Source organism: Halomonas sp. TH-94 (genome assembly GCF_057473365.1).
The window spans coordinates 34743-51001 of sequence record NZ_JBYCKL010000009.1 but is presented as its reverse complement, the minus strand read 5'-3'; the positions used below and the strand labels follow the sequence as shown (position 1 = coordinate 51001).

Annotated in this window: 13 protein-coding genes; 7 read left to right on the top strand and 6 right to left on the bottom strand. The window is 61.5% G+C overall.

Annotated elements, in window-relative coordinates; all coding sequences use genetic code 11:
• The first annotated feature begins 72 nt into the window (after positions 1–72).
• Entirely contained in the window at positions 73–834 is a 762-nt protein-coding gene (locus AC2VNO_RS01310) for an SIMPL domain-containing protein (protein WP_486932455.1), read from the top strand.
• Here AC2VNO_RS01310 and serS read toward each other — a convergent pair.
• Positions 812–2101 carry a serine--tRNA ligase gene (gene serS, locus AC2VNO_RS01305; protein WP_486932454.1) on the bottom strand — a complete coding sequence of 430 codons (1290 nt, stop codon included), beginning with the start codon at positions 2099–2101 and terminating at the stop codon, positions 812–814. The two genes, AC2VNO_RS01310 and serS, sit on opposite strands and share 23 nt — an antisense overlap.
• A 187-nt stretch (positions 2102–2288) precedes the next feature.
• On the opposite strand from serS, the gene ydiJ reads away from it, so the two are divergent.
• Entirely contained in the window at positions 2289–5474 is a 3186-nt protein-coding gene (ydiJ, locus tag AC2VNO_RS01300; protein ID WP_486932453.1) for a D-2-hydroxyglutarate dehydrogenase YdiJ, read from the top strand.
• A 79-nt stretch (positions 5475–5553) separates the two neighbouring features.
• On the opposite strand, the gene AC2VNO_RS01295 is transcribed toward ydiJ, so the two are convergent.
• Positions 5554–7296 (bottom strand): methyl-accepting chemotaxis protein, encoded by a 1743-nt coding sequence (locus AC2VNO_RS01295; RefSeq protein WP_486932452.1) that lies wholly within the window; start codon positions 7294–7296, stop codon positions 5554–5556.
• 473 nt (positions 7297–7769) lie between these two features.
• Here AC2VNO_RS01295 and AC2VNO_RS01290 point away from each other — a divergent pair, with 473 nt between their 5' ends.
• Positions 7770–8348 (top strand): phosphoribosyl-AMP cyclohydrolase, encoded by a 579-nt coding sequence (locus AC2VNO_RS01290; RefSeq protein ID WP_486932451.1) that lies wholly within the window; start codon positions 7770–7772, stop codon positions 8346–8348.
• Between the two features lie 323 nt (positions 8349–8671).
• Here the strand turns inward: AC2VNO_RS01290 and AC2VNO_RS01285 are convergent, their stop codons facing one another.
• From AC2VNO_RS01285 to trpC, 4 genes are all read right to left on the bottom strand, one after another.
• Positions 8672–9037 (bottom strand): SH3 domain-containing protein, encoded by a 366-nt coding sequence (locus AC2VNO_RS01285; protein WP_486932450.1) that lies wholly within the window; start codon positions 9035–9037, stop codon positions 8672–8674.
• Between the two features lie 69 nt (positions 9038–9106).
• On the bottom strand, positions 9107–9481 hold the full coding sequence (locus AC2VNO_RS01280; protein WP_486932449.1) for a VOC family protein: 375 nt from the start codon (positions 9479–9481) through the stop codon (positions 9107–9109).
• Between the two features lie 34 nt (positions 9482–9515).
• Positions 9516–10163: a DUF1349 domain-containing protein gene (locus tag AC2VNO_RS01275; protein WP_486932448.1), complete on the bottom strand. Its 648-nt coding sequence runs from the start codon at positions 10161–10163 to the stop codon at positions 9516–9518.
• A 135-nt stretch (positions 10164–10298) separates the two neighbouring features.
• Positions 10299–11105 (bottom strand): indole-3-glycerol phosphate synthase TrpC, encoded by an 807-nt coding sequence (trpC, locus tag AC2VNO_RS01270; protein WP_486932447.1) that lies wholly within the window; start codon positions 11103–11105, stop codon positions 10299–10301.
• A gap of 172 nt (positions 11106–11277) precedes the next feature.
• Here trpC and AC2VNO_RS01265 point away from each other — a divergent pair, with 172 nt between their 5' ends.
• The 4 genes from AC2VNO_RS01265 (at position 11278) to AC2VNO_RS01250 (ending at position 16229) form a co-directional block, all read left to right on the top strand.
• The gene (locus AC2VNO_RS01265; RefSeq protein WP_486932446.1) at positions 11278–12015 is read left to right on the top strand and encodes a 4'-phosphopantetheinyl transferase family protein; all 738 of its coding nucleotides are present in this window, start codon (positions 11278–11280) and stop codon (positions 12013–12015) included.
• Positions 12016–12123: 108 nt separating this feature from the next.
• Entirely contained in the window at positions 12124–12828 is a 705-nt protein-coding gene (locus AC2VNO_RS01260) for a response regulator transcription factor (protein ID WP_486932445.1), read from the top strand.
• Complete coding sequence (locus AC2VNO_RS01255) at positions 12825–14180, top strand: sensor histidine kinase (protein WP_486932444.1); 1356 nt, start codon at positions 12825–12827, stop codon at positions 14178–14180. Before AC2VNO_RS01260 ends, AC2VNO_RS01255 begins: the two co-directional genes overlap by 4 nt.
• A 105-nt stretch (positions 14181–14285) precedes the next feature.
• Positions 14286–16229 (top strand): TonB-dependent receptor domain-containing protein, encoded by a 1944-nt coding sequence (locus AC2VNO_RS01250; protein ID WP_486932443.1) that lies wholly within the window; start codon positions 14286–14288, stop codon positions 16227–16229.
• Positions 16230–16259 lie beyond the last annotated feature (30 nt).

The following is a 16259-nucleotide window of genomic DNA, read 5'->3' as shown; positions in this document are numbered from 1 at the left end:
CCGTCCTGGGCTCGGCCGACTGCCCTACCTGCTCCCCTTGATCTAGTCATCATTGCCGTATGGAGGCTACTGATGTTCACGATGCGTTTACGCTGCCTGTTGCTGGGCGGCCTACTGATGACAGCTCCGCTAATGACGACCGCCACTCTGGCCGATGAGCCGCGCGGTCGATTGGTCGTTCAGGCCGAAGCCCAACTCGATGTGGTACCGGATCGAGCCACGCTCAGCGCCCGACTTTGGGAGCGCACCCCAGCGGTGGCGCAACATGAGGAAGAAACCGATAGCCATGCCCTGCGCGAGGCCAGGGATCGACTGGAGGAGCGGGCAGCAACCTTGATTCAAGCCCTGGAAGAAGCCGGGGTGGAGCGTGACGATATCAGTGCAGGCTCGCTTGCGGTGCAGCCGGAATACGTGTCCCCGCGGCGCAGCGACAGCGAACAGGAACTGCTGGTGCGCACTCGTCTCGAACGCCCTTTCCAGGTTCGGGTCGATGACCTGGAGCGATTGCCGCGACTGCTTGACGCGCTGACCGAGGCTGGCGTCAATGCCATGGATGGCATCACCTACGACCTCACCGATCGCGACGCCGCGACCGACGAGGCACTGGTGATGGCACTGGAAAAGGCAAGCCGCAAGGCCGAGCTGATGGCGCGCACCATGGACGTGACGCTGGGGTCGGTGGCTCATATCAGCGAGACACGCTCACCGATCTACGTACCGCGCATGATGGCGATGAGCGCCGACGCCCGTGAGAGCGCCGGACAGGTCGACTACAGCCCCGGGACGATCGTCATCGAGGCGGGTGTCAGCGTCAGCTGGGAGATCGAGAATTGATGGTGGCGATGCCGCCCAGATAGGGGCGTAGCGCTTCAGGCACGGTGATGGAGCCATCGGCATTCTGATGGTTTTCCATCACCGCAATGAGGCAGCGTCCCACTGCCAGGCCCGAGCCGTTGAGGGTATGCAGCAGCTGCGGCTTCTTCTGCTCGGGATGGCGAAAGCGCGCCTGCATGCGCCGCGCCTGGAAATCCTCACAATTGGACACCGAGGAGATCTCGCGGTAGGTCTGCTGGCTTGGCAGCCAAACTTCCAGGTCGTAGGTCTTGGCCGCCCCGAAGCCCATGTCACCGGTACACAGCGTGACGACGCGATAAGGCAGCTCGAGCGCCTGCAGAATCGCTTCGGCATGACCGCGCATCTCTTCCAAAGCGGCATAGCTTGTCTCGGGCTCCACCAGTTGCACCATCTCGACCTTGTCGAATTGATGCTGACGGATCATGCCTCGGGTATCACGACCGTGAGAACCTGCCTCGCTGCGGAAGCACGGCGTATGGGCAGTGAGCTTCAGCGGCAGTGTTTTGTGATCGAGAATCTCGTCACGGGCAAAGTTGGTCAGCGGCACCTCGGCAGTGGGGATCAGGTGGTAGCTGCGTTCGTCGTCCAGCCGGAACAGATCTTCGCCAAACTTCGGCAGCTGTCCAGTACCGTAGAGTGAGGCCTCGTTGACCATGTAGGGGACATAGCACTCCTCGTAGCCGTGCTCCAGGGTCTGCTTGTCGAGCATGAACTGGGCCAACGCCCGATGCAGCCGGGCGATCTGCCCGCGCATGACAGCGAAGCGCGAACCGGTCAGCTTGGCCGCCAGCTCGAAGTCAAGCTCCCCCTTGAGGCCCCCCAGATCGACGTGGTCGCGCACCTCGAAATCGTATTCACGCGGTGTGCCCCAGCGGTGAAGCTCGACATTGTCCTCTTCGCTGTCGCCTTGTGGCACGCTATCGTGAGGCAGGTTCGGAATGCCGCTGACCAGCGCGTCCCACTCCGCCTGTACTTCGGCGAGCTGATGCTTGGCAGCATCCAGCCTATCGCCCAAGTCGCTTACCTCGTCGAGCAGCGGCTGGATATCCTCGCCGGTGGCCTTGGCCTTGCCGATCGCCTTGGAGCGGGTGTTGCGTTCGTTTTGCAGCGCCTCGGTCTCGGTCTGCAAGCCACGACGCCGGGACTCCAGCGCCTCGATTCGATCGGCGTCGAGAACGAAGCCTCGCTTGGCCAGTCGTTGGGCGACCGAATCTAGGTCGCTGCGCAGCAATTTGGGATCGAGCATGGCGTCCAGCCCCTGAAAAGCGAAACGGTAAAAGACGGTAAAACGGCGAAACATTGTAGGCAAAAGGCCGCCCGGGTGCCACGCCAGCCTGACGGCGGGGTGCGCGCGACCACCCAGACACGATAAAATAGGCCCATTCTCCTGACTGACCGGCTCGCCCGGCAGCGTTACCCGACGAACCAAAACCATGATCGCACGACTGGACAGCAAGACACCGAGCGGCACGGCAGCTCTCGGCGCTCACTATCTCCGCTTCCTCGACGCCCTGAGGGCTGCGGGTTTCGAAGGCGAGATCGCCCCGGACTACGCCAGTCGCACCGTGCTGGCCACCGACAATTCGATCTACCAGCGGCTGCCCCAGGCGGCGCTGTTTCCCCGTCATGTAGATGATCTCGAGCGGATTGCTCGCCTGGCCGGTGAAGCGAAGCATCGCAAGGTCGTGCTCACTCCGCGGGGCGGCGGCACCGGTACCAACGGCCAGTCGCTCACCGACGGCCTGGTGGTCGACCTTTCTCGTCATATGAATCGAATTCTCGAGATCGATGTCGAGAACCGCCGGGTGCGGGTTCAGGCCGGCGTGGTCAAGGATCAGCTCAACGCGGCACTGAAGCCTCATGGGCTGTTCTTCGCCCCGGATCTCTCCACCTCCAACCGCGCCACCATCGGCGGCATGATCTCCACCGATGCCAGCGGCCAGGGCAGCTGCGAATATGGCAAGACCCGCAACCACGTGCTCGAACTCGATACCGTGCTGCTCGGCGGCGAGCGTCTGACGACCCAACCCGTGGACGATGCAGTCCTCGAGACGCTATGTCACCGCAACGGCATCATCGGCAATGTCCACCGCACCGCCCGGGAGATCGTCGATACCCAGCGCGAGCTGATCGCGGCCAAATTCCCGCCGCTCAACCGCTGCCTGACCGGCTACGATCTGGCGCACCTGAGGGATGCGGAAGGCCGTCTAGACCTCAACAGCCTGCTGTGCGGCTCCGAGGGCTCGCTCGGGTTTCTCAACGAAGCGGTGTTGAACGTGCTGCCGATCCCCAAGCACTCGACCTTGGTGAATGTGCGCTACGCCGGTTTCATGGATGCCCTGCGCGACGCCAAGGCGTTGATGGCCGGCAGTGCCGCGCCGACCTCCATCGAAACGGTAGATGACAAGGTACTGCTGCTGGCCATGGAGGATTTCGTCTGGGACAGCGTGGCGGCATTCTTCCCCAACGAGGCGCCCGTCACTTCCACCGAGGGCGATACCGCCACCGCCGAGCGCCAGGCAGTGACCATCCGTGGCATCAACCTGGTGGAGTTCAACGACGACGACCCCAAGCGGCTCGCCGAACGGGTGGCCACCTTCTGTCGTCACCTGGAAGCCGACGAAAGCGTGCCGCGCCTGGGCTACACGCTGGCCGAGGGGCGCGACCAGATTCAACAGGTCTACGGCATGCGCAAGCGCGCGGTGGGGCTGTTGGGCAATGCCAGAGTCGACGAGAAAGGCGAAAAGCGCCCGATCCCCTTCGTCGAAGACACCGCGGTTCCACCGGAGCATCTGGCCGACTACATCGCCGAGTTCCGTGCCCTGCTCGACGCCCGCGGGCTCAGCTACGGCATGTTCGGCCATGTCGATGCCGGCGTGCTGCACGTGCGCCCCGCCATCGACATGAAGGACCCGGTACAGGAGCGGCTGATTCGTGAAGTTTCCGACGAGGTCGCCGAGCTGACCCAGCGCTACGGCGGCCTACTGTGGGGCGAGCATGGCAAGGGCGTACGCTCCGAGTATGCACCCAAGTTCTTCGGCGAGCTCTACCCCAGCCTGCAGCGGGTCAAGGCCGCCTTCGACCCACATAATCAGCTGAACCCGGGCAAGATCGCCACGCCTGCCAACGCCGATGCCGAAGCACCCGTCAAGCTGGTCGACCCGGGCCTGCTGACCATCGACGGCGTACCCACCCGCGGCCAGCTCGACCGACAGATCGACGAGCGGGTATGGCAGGCCCACGCCGCCACGGTTTACTGCAACGGCAACGGCGCCTGCTACAACTACGACCCCAATGACGCCATGTGCCCGTCGTGGAAGGCGACCCGCGATCGCATCCACTCGCCCAAGGGTCGCGCCAGCCTCGTTCGCGAATGGCTGCGCCTGCAGGGTAACGCCGGGGTCGACCTGGTAGAAGAAGCCCGCCAGCAACGGGAGCAAGGGGTATGGGGTTTCTTCAAGCACTTGCCGACGCGCGTGCGCAACACTTGGCGGCGGCGCGACGAGACCGATTTTTCTCACGAGGTCTACGACGCCATGGCGGGCTGTCTGGCGTGCAAGTCCTGCGCCGGTCAGTGTCCGGTGAAGGTCAACGTGCCCGACTCGCGCACTCAATTTCTCGAGATCTACCACGGCCGCTACCTGCGCCCGGTGCGGGACTACCTGATCGGCGGCATGGAGTTCTTCGTGCCCTATCTCGCTCATGCCGCGCCCCTGTACAACGCAGCACTGGGCAACCGCCTGGTAGACAGGCTGCTGTCGCAGCACCTCGGCCTGGTCGATAGCCCACGGCTCTCCCGGGCGCGGCTGGCTAAACAGCTGCGCGCCTGGGGCGTGGCCGAGGCCACGCCGGTCTCGCTGAGCTTGCTCAGCGAGGCACAGAAGGCCAGAAGCGTGGTCATCGTGCAGGACGCCTTCACCAGCCACTTCGAGGCCGAGCTGGTGATGGATATCGTCGAGCTGCTCTCTCGGCTCGATGTGAAAGTGTTCGTCGCGCCCTACTCGGCCAACGGCAAGCCTCTGCATGTGCAGGGCTTCGTCGGCGCCTTTGCGCGCACCGCGACAAAGCAGGCGCGCCGACTGCGTGCGCTGGCCGAGTTCGGCGTGCCATTGGTGGGTATCGACCCGGCCATGACCCTGACCTATCGACAGGAGTACGTGAAGGCGCTGGGGTCCGACAGTGTGCCCGAGGTGCTGATGCTGCAGGAATGGTTGGTGGCACAAGGCAAGCGCCTGGTACCCCCTGCCCTGACAGGCAAGCTGGAAACGCTCGACGACCCGGAATACCGCCTGATCTCCCACTGCACCGAGAAGACCAACGCCCCGGGAAGCCCCAAGGCGTGGCAGCAAATATTCGCCGCCTTCGGTTTGGAGCTCGAACTCGTTGCCACCGGCTGTTGCGGCATGTCCGGCACCTACGGCCACGAAGCGCGCAATGTGGAAACCTCGAAGGCCATCTACGCCCAGTCGTGGCAGCCGGTGGTCGAGGACGATACCAATCGGGGTCGTCTGCTGGCTACCGGCTATTCCTGCCGCAGCCAGGCCAGCCGTCTCTCCGGCCAGGCCTTGCCGCACCCGCTTCAGGGGCTGCTCGCCCATCTGCGCCAGCTGAACTGGTAACGAAAAAGCCGGTGGCGACCCAAGGTCGCCACCGGCCTGTCGAGCTAAGAAGCCGCATTCACATCGGCCAACTGATTGCTCAGAACGACTCCCACTCCGCCTCACGAACAGCAGAAGGTCGAGCCGAAGCCAAGCGCGGCTGGATGCGCTGCACGACAGGTACGGGTGTCACGGGCTTCACCGCACCGCTCTCCCGCCTGTTCTCTTCGCCCCTGACTGCGCCCACTTCATCGCCCAGTACGAAGGAGCCGATCAGAGCGCTGAGCTGTTCGGCATGATGGCGCATCTCACCAGCGGCAGTGGTCGACTCCTGAACCATTACCGCGTTCTGCTGAGTCATGGTATCCATCTCGGCGACGGCGGTATTGATTTGACCAATACCCGCGCTCTGCTCCTTGGCGCCGGCCGTGATTTCGCCAATCACGTCCGTCACCTTGCTCACGCTGGCCACGATCTCGCGCATGGTTTCTCCTGCACTGCGCACCAGTTCGGCGCCGGAATGCGTGTGCTGCACGGAGGCATCGATCAAGGCACGGATCTCCTGAGATGCGGCACTGGAACGGCTCGCCAGCGTGCGCACTTCCTGAGCCACCACGGCAAAGCCACGACCGTGCTCACCCGCACGAGCCGCCTCGACCGAGGCGTTCAATGCCAGAATGTTCGTCTGGAAGGCGATGGCATCGATCATGCTGATGATTTCGCTGATGCGCGTGGCGGAGGTATTGATATCCTGCATAGTGTGCTCGACCTTTTGCATCGAGACTTCACCCTTGTGAGCCACAGACGCCGTGGCTTGAGCCAGCGTATTGGCATGCTGAGCGCTGTCGGCGCTGTGATTGACGGTCGCCGTGATCTCCTCCATGGAAGCCGAGGTCTCCTGCAGGTTCGCCGCCGCCTGTTCGGTACGGGTGGCGAGCTCCTCCGAGCTGCGCGACATCTCACCGGCAAAGTGATGCACGCTATGCGAGCTCTTGCGTATTTCGCGCAGCGTCTCCTGAATGCGTGAGGCGAAGGCATTGAACTGATTGGCCAGCTCACCCACCTCGTCGTTTGTGTGCGCGGCAAGGCGCTGTGTCAGGTCGCCCCGGCCCTGGGCGATGTTGCGCATGGCCTCGGCCGTCTGACGAATGGGTCGCAGCGAGCGACGTACCAACAGGGCAGCGAAAGCTGCGATGCCCAGTACAAACACAATGGTGAGGATTGCCGAGGCGATGATCGAACGACGCAGCTCCTGGCCGAGTTGCGCTTCGGCGGTTGCCATGGCCTCATCGACTTCGTTGAGATAGATTCCGCTTCCCATCATCCACTCCCACTCCGGGATGGCGACGGAATAGGAGTACTTGGGCTCGACTTGCTGGGTGGCAGGATTCTCCCAATCATGTCGATAGAACCCGCCCCCCTGGCGAGCCCTGGAGACGAGCTCCTGGACGAGGTAGTCACCGTCTGGCCCCTGTAGTTCCCACAGGTTTCGGCCTTCCAGATGCGGCATGAAGGGGTGTACCACCACCACCCCTTGATAGTCATAAACGAAAATGTAGTTGCCGTCGTCGAAGCGCAGGCTGCGGACGATGTCATGCGCGCGAGCCTGAGCTTCCGCTCGGCTCAACTCCCCTGCTTCCACCAGGTGGCGCAAAGAAGTCTGCGCCGATTCGACCACATCCTTGATACCCTGCTCACGCGCCTTCACCAAGGCCTGGCGCTGGTTATCCAGCATTGAGCGGGAGTCGGAGAGTTGAGTGGTGATGTTCATGACCTGTAGCGCCAGCGCCAATAACATCAGCGGCAGCAATACCAGCAACAGCATACGAGTCTGCAGACGCATGGTCCGTCTCGTTCTCTTGGCGAAAGCTTTCATTTCCCAGATCCTCGATAATCAGCGCCGCGGGCGTGGTTCGCCCATCTGGCATTGCGACAGTACCGCTACCCACCTGCCGTCAGGAGGAGAGGGAGAGTGGTGGTATGCGTCTCGACGCGGTCTATGCCGCGTTTCGTCCGCCTGACATCGGCCGAAGCGAACAGAACTTGAGCAGTGAGTCTTACCTGGCTCAAGACGGGTATCGCCAGGAGCTGGGGCTTCCAAAAGGGTTTCTCCACCGCCTCGGCTGAGAAGAGAGAAACCGACAGGAGCGCTATCGGGGTGAGGAAGGAATCAATGGGCAAACCAGGAGCACGATCTCTAACCAAGCCTGGCCGCATCCGCTTCTGGGCCTGCGTACCCATCTACGCCCGCTGAGCTGGTAAGCTTGTAGGCTCGATCACTAGATCTTACATGGACTTATCGACAGGAGACGGATGATGAAACTCAAGCCACTAGTGACTGCCACGGCTCTCGGGCTCGGACTGGGTCTTGGCATTGCAGGCCTGGCCAGTGCCGCTCAGGTTACGCATCTGGGAGGCGACATCACCGAAGAAGAGGTGCTGGCGACACAGCAAGCCTGGGGCGACGCCCTGGTCGCGATCTCCAATACCTACCAGGCGGAAGGCATCGAAGCCGCCAGAGAGCTAGCGCAGGAAGTGATCGACAGCGCCTACGGATACGACATGGCCGCTGTACTCTTCAAACCCACCCTGGCCGCCGCCCCGCAAACCTTCCGCACGACGCCCGAAGGCGCCCTGGCCTACTTCGTCGGTCATAGCGACGAATACAGTGAAGACAGCGGGTTTGCCCTGAAGGGCTGGCAGGAGGTCACCATCGAAAACGCCGCGATCCTTATCAGCGGCGACGTCGCCCTGACGATGGGTAACGTGTCCATCCTCGATGCCGATGGCAATACCACCACCGTGGACAAGACCTGGGGCTACCACCTGGACGACGAAGGTGTTCTGCGTATCGTGCTGCACCACTCATCCCTGCCCTTCAGCGCGGAAGAGTAAGCACGAGGCAACGACTGGTGTAGCCAAAGGTTGCACCAGATGGGCCGATGAACACACGAAGGCCGGCGGAAACGCCGCCGGCCTTTGGAACCGCACGTAAGCGTAGGATACGATGATGGTGATCTGCGTAGTGCTCGGGACTGCTTTGGCTGTTCAACCGGTAGAGTGATCCCAGCGAATATCCCCAGCCGTACATGCTGAATCGATGACTAGGGGCCAGTTTTAACAACATACCGTCAGGTCAAGCCAACAAGTATCAGGATGTCATCTTCGTACGCCGGCTAGTACTTTCAGCTTCCGCAAATGACATGCCTCAACTCCCTTTAATCATTGATTCTCTCTACATTTTCTAACGGCACCCAGCCCGGCTGCGTATCGTCAGCTTTTTCACACCATAGCCAGCCGTTCAACGCCTGCTTGCCGAAGAGCACTTCACCTTGCTCAACATCGAGCTCTCTTGCCGTGTAGTCAGCGAGAGCACGGCCGGCTGAACCATCAAGAAACTCTATGACCTGGCCCGGCACCCAGCCGGGCTCCTGCCCCGATACACTGCAGAAAAACCAGTTCTCCCACCCCACCTTCCCGCCGTATCGTTCGCCAACGGTAAGCAGAGCTCCTTTGTCGAAAGTTATGGGATTAGGAAACTCACTTACATGAGGACTGATAACAAGGTATTTCGCGCCACTCATATACCCTCCTTGCCTTGCATTCAGCAACACGCAGACTGTGCAATCGCTGCTGCAAAAACGCCGGTTACCTCAAGCCTCAGGCTCGTGGCACACCACCTCGATGTTGTGCCCGTCCGGACCGAGGACGAAGGCGGCATAGTAGTTCTCGTGATAGTTCGGGCGCAGGCCGGGAGCGCCATTGTCCTTGCCACCCGCCAGCAGGGCGGCATGATGGAAGTCCACTACCTGCTGTCGAGTGTCAGCCTGGAACGCAATGTGGAGGGGAGCAGGCTTCTCCGTAGCTTGGTATAGACACAGCGAGGCATCGCCCTTACCGCAAATCTCTATGCCATACGACGGCTCGCCGCCCCCCATTGCCACCACCCCAAGCGGCTCGAGAGCTTTCAGGAAGAAGGCTTTGCTAGCTTCATAGTCGCTGACGCCGAATTTGACGTGATCAAACATGATTCCTCCTTCCTATCTCAAGCTAATGGCAATCTCACGCCTCGTGCGCCTTCCAGCGACACGCATCAAGGCTCATATCAGAAAATCTGGCTGTAAACGACGATTCCAAGGGACTACATGCATACAAACCAAGACGCACTGGCTCTCGAGCCGGGAGCGGCGGATTGCTCTTCCCCATTTCCACCGTTGTCTCGCCAAGCTTATGCAGATGGAATATACGCATCTGGTTGAAACCAATACCATCGAAAGAAGACTCAAGCAGAAAGTCCGGCCCTCTCCGACTAAGCCTAAACCAAATACAGGGTGGCAAGGCAATGTCGGACGTTGCCCAATCTGAATAACCAAAATTAGTCACCACGCTTCCCAGGCGGGAATACTCATCACTCTCGTACTCAATCGATGCCTTGAACCAGTTCTCCGTATCCAGATAGACCACCACCCCACACTGGTCGAATCGATTTTTGTACTCAAAAGAAACCTTTACTGTGAAAGTGAAATTCTCATCGATGTCGAGCAACAAGCTGGGGGCATTGTCATTTCTGAATCCATAATAGGAACCCTGCCAAAAAATCGGTCCCGGGCTCTGTTGTGATTTCCACGAACTCTGATGTGGCACGCCATCTTTCCGGTGCAAATATCCATTTACCTTCAGTGAAATCCGCCATGACTTCAGCTCCAACATTCCCCAGAATCGACCTAACCCACCTTTAAGTTCTAATGTTAACCAGGCAAGGAGAGCCAAAAGTATTGCCAAATAATGGCACTTAATGAAAAAGGGCTGCCGCGCGGCCGCCCTTTCATTACGATGGCTTTTCGATTAGAAGAACAGCCGTCGCAGCGCCTCACCGGGATCGGCCTCGCGCATGAAGGCCTCACCAACCAGAAAACCGTTAACGTCATGTTCGCGCATGCGCAGCACGTCGGCCTGGGTGTGGATGCCCGACTCCGTCACCACAGTGACCTCGGCGGGAATGCGCGGCAACAGTTCCAGAGTGGTCTCCAGGCGTGTTTCGAAGGTATGCAGGTTGCGGTTGTTGATGCCCACCAGGCCGATACCCAACTTGAGTGCACGCTCGAGTTCCAGAGCATCGTGCACTTCCACCAGCACGTCCATGCCCAGGGCTTCCGCCTGCTGCTTCAGATCGGCCATGCGGGGATCGTCGAGGGCAGCAACGATCAGCAGGATGCAGTCGGCGCCGATGGCGCGCGCCTCACTGACTTGATAGCCGTGGGTGATGAAATCCTTCCGAATGACCGGCAGCTGACAGGCCTCGCGGGCTTCGATCAGGAAATCCTCATGGCCCTGGAAGAAGTCGGCATCAGTCAGCACGGAGAGGCAGGCGGCTCCGCCTTCGGCGTAGCTGATGGCGATATCGGCCGGATGAAACTCTTCGCGGATCACGCCCCGAGAGGGAGACGCCTTCTTGATCTCGGCGATCACGGCAGGGTCTCCTTCGGCGATATACCGGTCGAGTGCCGCAATGAACCCGCGTGGGGCGCTCTGCCGTTCGGCCAGGGCCAGCAGCTCCTGCTCGGTGACGACGCGACTGCGTTCGGCCACCTCCTCGTCCTTGCGTTTCAGAATGCGGGTGAGAATGGTCGGGGCGTCCTGGGATGGGCTCATTGGGCTATCTCGGTACGGGCGGCGCTGGCCGCAGGTGAAACCGTTAGGCGGATCATCTTACCTACCAACGGATCGACATGGAAAGTTGCAGCTATCAATGAGGCGCTTGTCACCATCGGTCCATCCTCAGCGTGGCATGGCGTCTTGAGGAGGGCCATGACAAAATTGCCCCATGGACGCGCCCCCCGCCTTTGTCGGCCCCTTCACCAGCGTATGGCCCTGGGCCTCGCCCCTACCGGGCGCCCGCCTGGTAGCGACTCGCTTTGACCCTGCTCTGTTCGTCGAACAGGGAGATGATGGCTGTCATGGCATTTTTCTTCCGCCCCGCCTGCGTAGTGCCGTTGCCAAGCGGCAAGCGGAATTCGTTGCCGGTCGCCTCTGCGCACGCCGCTCGCTGCACCTGCTGGACGGTCGGGATGCGGTGCCCGGCATGCACGAGGATCGTTCGCCGCACTGGCCCGACGGCTGCGTGGGGGCCATTACCCACAGCGACGGCTGGGCCGCGGCGGTGGTCGCCCATCGTCAGGCCTACCTGGGGATCGGGCTCGACGCTGAACGACTACTGGACGAGGGCCAGGCCCGTCGACTGGTCAGAAAAGTCCTTACCCCGCAGGAAGCCGACCGTCTGAATGCAATGGCAAATGCGGACATCGGGCTCATGGTGAGCGCGACCTTCTCTCTCAAGGAAAGCCTGTTCAAGGCGCTCTACCCAGTGGTAGGCCGGATGTTCCATTTCCAGGCCGCGGAACTGGTGGCCTGGCACGGCATAGGCACGGTTCGCCTGCGCCTGCTCACTGACCTGGGGCACGGCTGGACGCCGGGTCGCGAGGTGGCGGGAGAGGTCTGCATGTTCGAAGGACGTCTGCTCAGCCTCGTGGCCGTGCCCGCCCAGCACTGCGATGCCGATTGAGCAGCGCTTGCGGCAAAGCAGCATGCCTGAACATGCATGAGATATATTGCCAATCGCACCACAACCACATACGATAACGATTATCATAACGCATGGAATGGATGACCTATGGCCTCAGTCGCTCAGCGCCGGCCACGCATCCTAGTGGTCGAGGACGACCGGACGCTGAATGCTCAGATCTCCAGTCTCCTGGAAGGCAAGGGATACCGCACACAGCAAAGATACGAAGGTGAAGGAGCACTGTTATGCGCTCTCAGCCAGCACTTCGACCTTATTCTGCTGGACGTGCTACTGCCGACGCTTGACGGCTTCGAAGTGCTGGACAGACTTCGCAAGACGCGCCAGACCCCAGTGATGATGCTTACCGCTTGCGGCGCAGAAGAGGAGCGCATCCTGGGCTACCGACGCGGCGCCGACGATTACGTGCCCAAGCCGTTCGGCTTCACTGAGCTACTGCTGCGCATTGAGGCCTTGCTAAGACGCACCTTGGGCAGCACCGATCAACGCGCCGATCCCGACGAGCTGACGCTGGGGCCGCTCAAGCTCGACCGAAGCACGATGGATGTGCGTCACGGCAGCGCTGACATCACGCTCACCCCCATCCAATTCCGTCTTCTCTGGTCCCTGGTGCTTCACCAGGGGCAGGTCCTGAGCAAGCCCTACCTCTACCAGTTGGTACTCGAGCGTGAGTTCAGTCGCTACGACCGCAGCCTCGATATGCACCTGAGTCGTGTCCGTCGCAAACTGATAGAAGCGGGCCTGGCTGCCGACCGACTGCAGACGGTACACGGCAAGGGGTACTGCTTCCTGTGACCCGGCCTCTGTTCTGGAAACTGTGCGGCCCGTTGGTACTCGGTGCCATTGTCCTCGTCTGGACGGTCACTTTTCTTGGCACCGAAGCCGAGGAACGAATGAGCTTCATTGCCGAGCACCACCAGCAGACTTTGAAGCAGTGGGGCGAAACGGCGGAGCGGCTATATATCAGCGGCGACGTGCAGGCACTTGCTGACTGGCTGGTGGAACTTCAGGCGCGCGAGAACACCTGGGCCGCCGTGGTGCGTTCCGATGTGACGCCCCTGGCAGGCAGCACGCTGTCGGCACAATTTGAGGAAGGCTTTCGGCTTGGGCGCAACGTCGAATGGAAGATTCATCTCTACTTTCCCGACAACCCCATCATGGACCTCACTTTCGTCGATGGACGGACGCACTTCCTGATCACCTTGCCCCAGCGCATGCGCCCGGGGAACCACCTTCCCCAGGCCACGCTGTTCCTCAAGGTAGCCTTGCCCTTGGTCGCATTGGTACTGCTCACGCTGGCCATCTACAACGTGTTGATGGGGCCGCTGCGTCAGCTGGAGCTGGCCACCCGGCAGTTCAGCGAGGGCAACCTGGGCGTCAGGGTGCGCTCCCACCTGGGCAACCGCAATGATGAGCTCACTGCCCTGGCGGAAACCTTCGACAGGATGGCAGAGCGAACCGGCGAACGCATCCTCACCCAGCGACAGCTGATTGCCGATCTCTCCCATGAGCTGAGAACCCCACTGACCCGTATCGACATGGCAGTGAGCTGTGCGGAGGAGGGCATCGATACCCAACATTTCCTGCCCCGGATTCGCCGCGAATGCCGTCAGATGCGCGGCCTGGTGGAAGATGCTCTGACACTGGCTTGGCTGGAGAATGAAAACCCCAGCCTCGACCAGGAGAGCCTGGATCTCACCGACCTGCTCGACAGTGTCTTCGACGATGTGAGCTACGAGTTTCCGAGTCATCGGTTCGTTAGGGAGTGGCCTGCTCAGGCACGAATCGAAGCCACCAGCCACCGGGCCCTGTCCCAGGCGGTGGAGAACGTGATTCGTAACGCCTGCCATTACACGCCGTTCGGCGGGACCATACGGTTGCGCCTGTGCTCGCAGGACAGCGGTTACCTGCTCAGCGTCGAGGACGAGGGACCCGGCGTTCCAAGCGATCAGCTGGAGCTGATCTTCACGCCTTTTTACCGCACCGCCCGGGGTCGTGACGAACGACCAGATGGCTATGGCCTGGGGTTGGCATTGGCCCGTCGCCAGGCCGAAGCGGCGGGTGGCTGGATACGTGCCGAAAACCGCCACGAACGTGGCCTACGCATGTTGCTCTGGTTTCCCGGGAAGCGTTCTGCACAGCCTTGAAGCCCCTTGTGTAACAAATGTAAAAGCAGTTCACATTGCTCATGACTTAAACAAGAATGCGCTCCAAATAAGAATACTTATCACTCAATGGAGCGCAGTCACCCTATGCACAACGTCTATCCCGGCAGCAGCACTTGGCCACGAAATCCCTTATGGCTGGCCATCGCGCTCATCGGTGCCAGTACTACCGCCCTGGCGCAGGCCCCAGATCAGTCGCTCGACACCCTGCAGATTACCGCCGAACGCACCACCGAAAGCGACCAGGTTGTCAGCGCTGAAGAACTCGAGCGCCGCCAGGCCAGCGACCTGCAGGACATTTTCGCCGATATGCCCGACGTCGCCGTAGGCGGCGGCGCGCCGGCGGCTCAAAAGGTCTATGTGCGTGGTCTGGAAGACACCATGCTCAATGTCACCGTCGACGGCGCCACACAGTCAGGCTATCTCTTCCATCACCAGGGCCGCCTGGTGGTCGAGCCGGAGCTGCTCAAGCAAGTCGACGTCGTTGCCGGCGCCGGAGAGGCGACCAACGGTCCCGGAGCCTTGGGCGGGGCCATACGCTTCGTGACCAAGGACCCCGAGGACCTGCTGCGCCCAGGCCAGAACTTCGGCGCCCTGCTCAAGGGCGGCTACTTCAGCAATACCGACGGCTACAGGGCCTCCACCTCGCTCTACGGCCGCCTCAACGATGACTGGAGCGCCCTGGGAACGCTGACCCAGACCGACCATGGCGACTACAGGGACGCCGAGGGCAATAACCAGCCCTACACGGGTACCGAGAGGTTCACGGGGTTCGGCAAGCTGGTGGGACATCTCACCGATGAACAGCGCGTCCAGCTCAGCTATGAGCGAACCGAGGACGAAGCCTATCGCCTGCATCGCCCCCACTGGCGGCCCAGCGCACGCAACGCTCCCATCGACCAGCAGGTGGTTCGCGAAACCGTCACCGGCCAGTACGGTTTTACGTCGAACGCCAACGACTGGCTCGACCTGGACCTGACGCTCTACCGCACCGAGGCATCCCTCGAGCACATCGACGGCCCCTACGGCGACTACATCGGTGCCATGGAGAGCTATGGCGGCGACCTGCGCAACCACAGCCAGGTTGGCAATCTCACCCTGACCTACGGGATCGACTACCGCAAGGACGAGGCCAGTCTGCGCAGCCCGCTCTACGGTACCGATCGTGAAGAGGGCAGCGTGGTGGGGCTCTACCTGCAGAACCACTATCAGTTGACCGATAGGCTACGGCTCAGCGCCGGCGCCCGCCACGACTGGTTCGAACTGGACGAGCAGCTTACCGGCAACAGCTTCAGCGAGTCCGGCTGGAGCCCCAATGTGGGCCTGCGCTTTGACGCCACCGAGCAGCTCACCCTGCATGGCGGGTGGGCCCGTGCCATACGCGGCACCCAAGTGAAGGAGCTGTACGTTCTCGACTACTACCGCAATGCGGAGGATCGCAGCGAAGAAGTCGCCGATAACGTCGAGCTGGGCGCCACCTATCGACACGGCAACCTCTATCTTGCCGCCGAAGTGTTCGAGACGCGTATCGACGACGTGGTGGGCCAGGTCGCGCCAAGCACGCTCGGCAACCTCGGCGAGCTGAAGACCCGCGGCTTCAATGCGCGCATTGGCTACGACTGGGATCGCTTCGACGCGTCCCTGGCCTTCAGCCGTGCCCGGCCCGAGCTCGACGGGCAACCGCTGACCGACAACGACTGGTCCCTGGGCACCAGCATCGGCGACAGCTGGGTGGCCAACGTCAATTTCCAGGCCACCCACGCTCTCGATCTCGGCTGGACGGGGCGCTTCGCCGAACGCCTGACCCACGTGGCCGATGACTTCCCGCAGAAAGCCGGCTACGGGGTCAACGATGTCTATGCCAGCTGGCGCCCCCTGGCCGGCGACCACCTGACGCTTTCGCTCAGGGTCAATAACCTGTTCGACAAGCAGTACTTCGACCACGCTAGCTACGGCGATGCCGGCGACATCGCCCACGGCCTGCCCGACCCGGGACGCGATTTCCGCCTCAGTGCGACCTATCGCTTCTGAGCCGAGAGGTAGCAGCAACATGACGAGAAG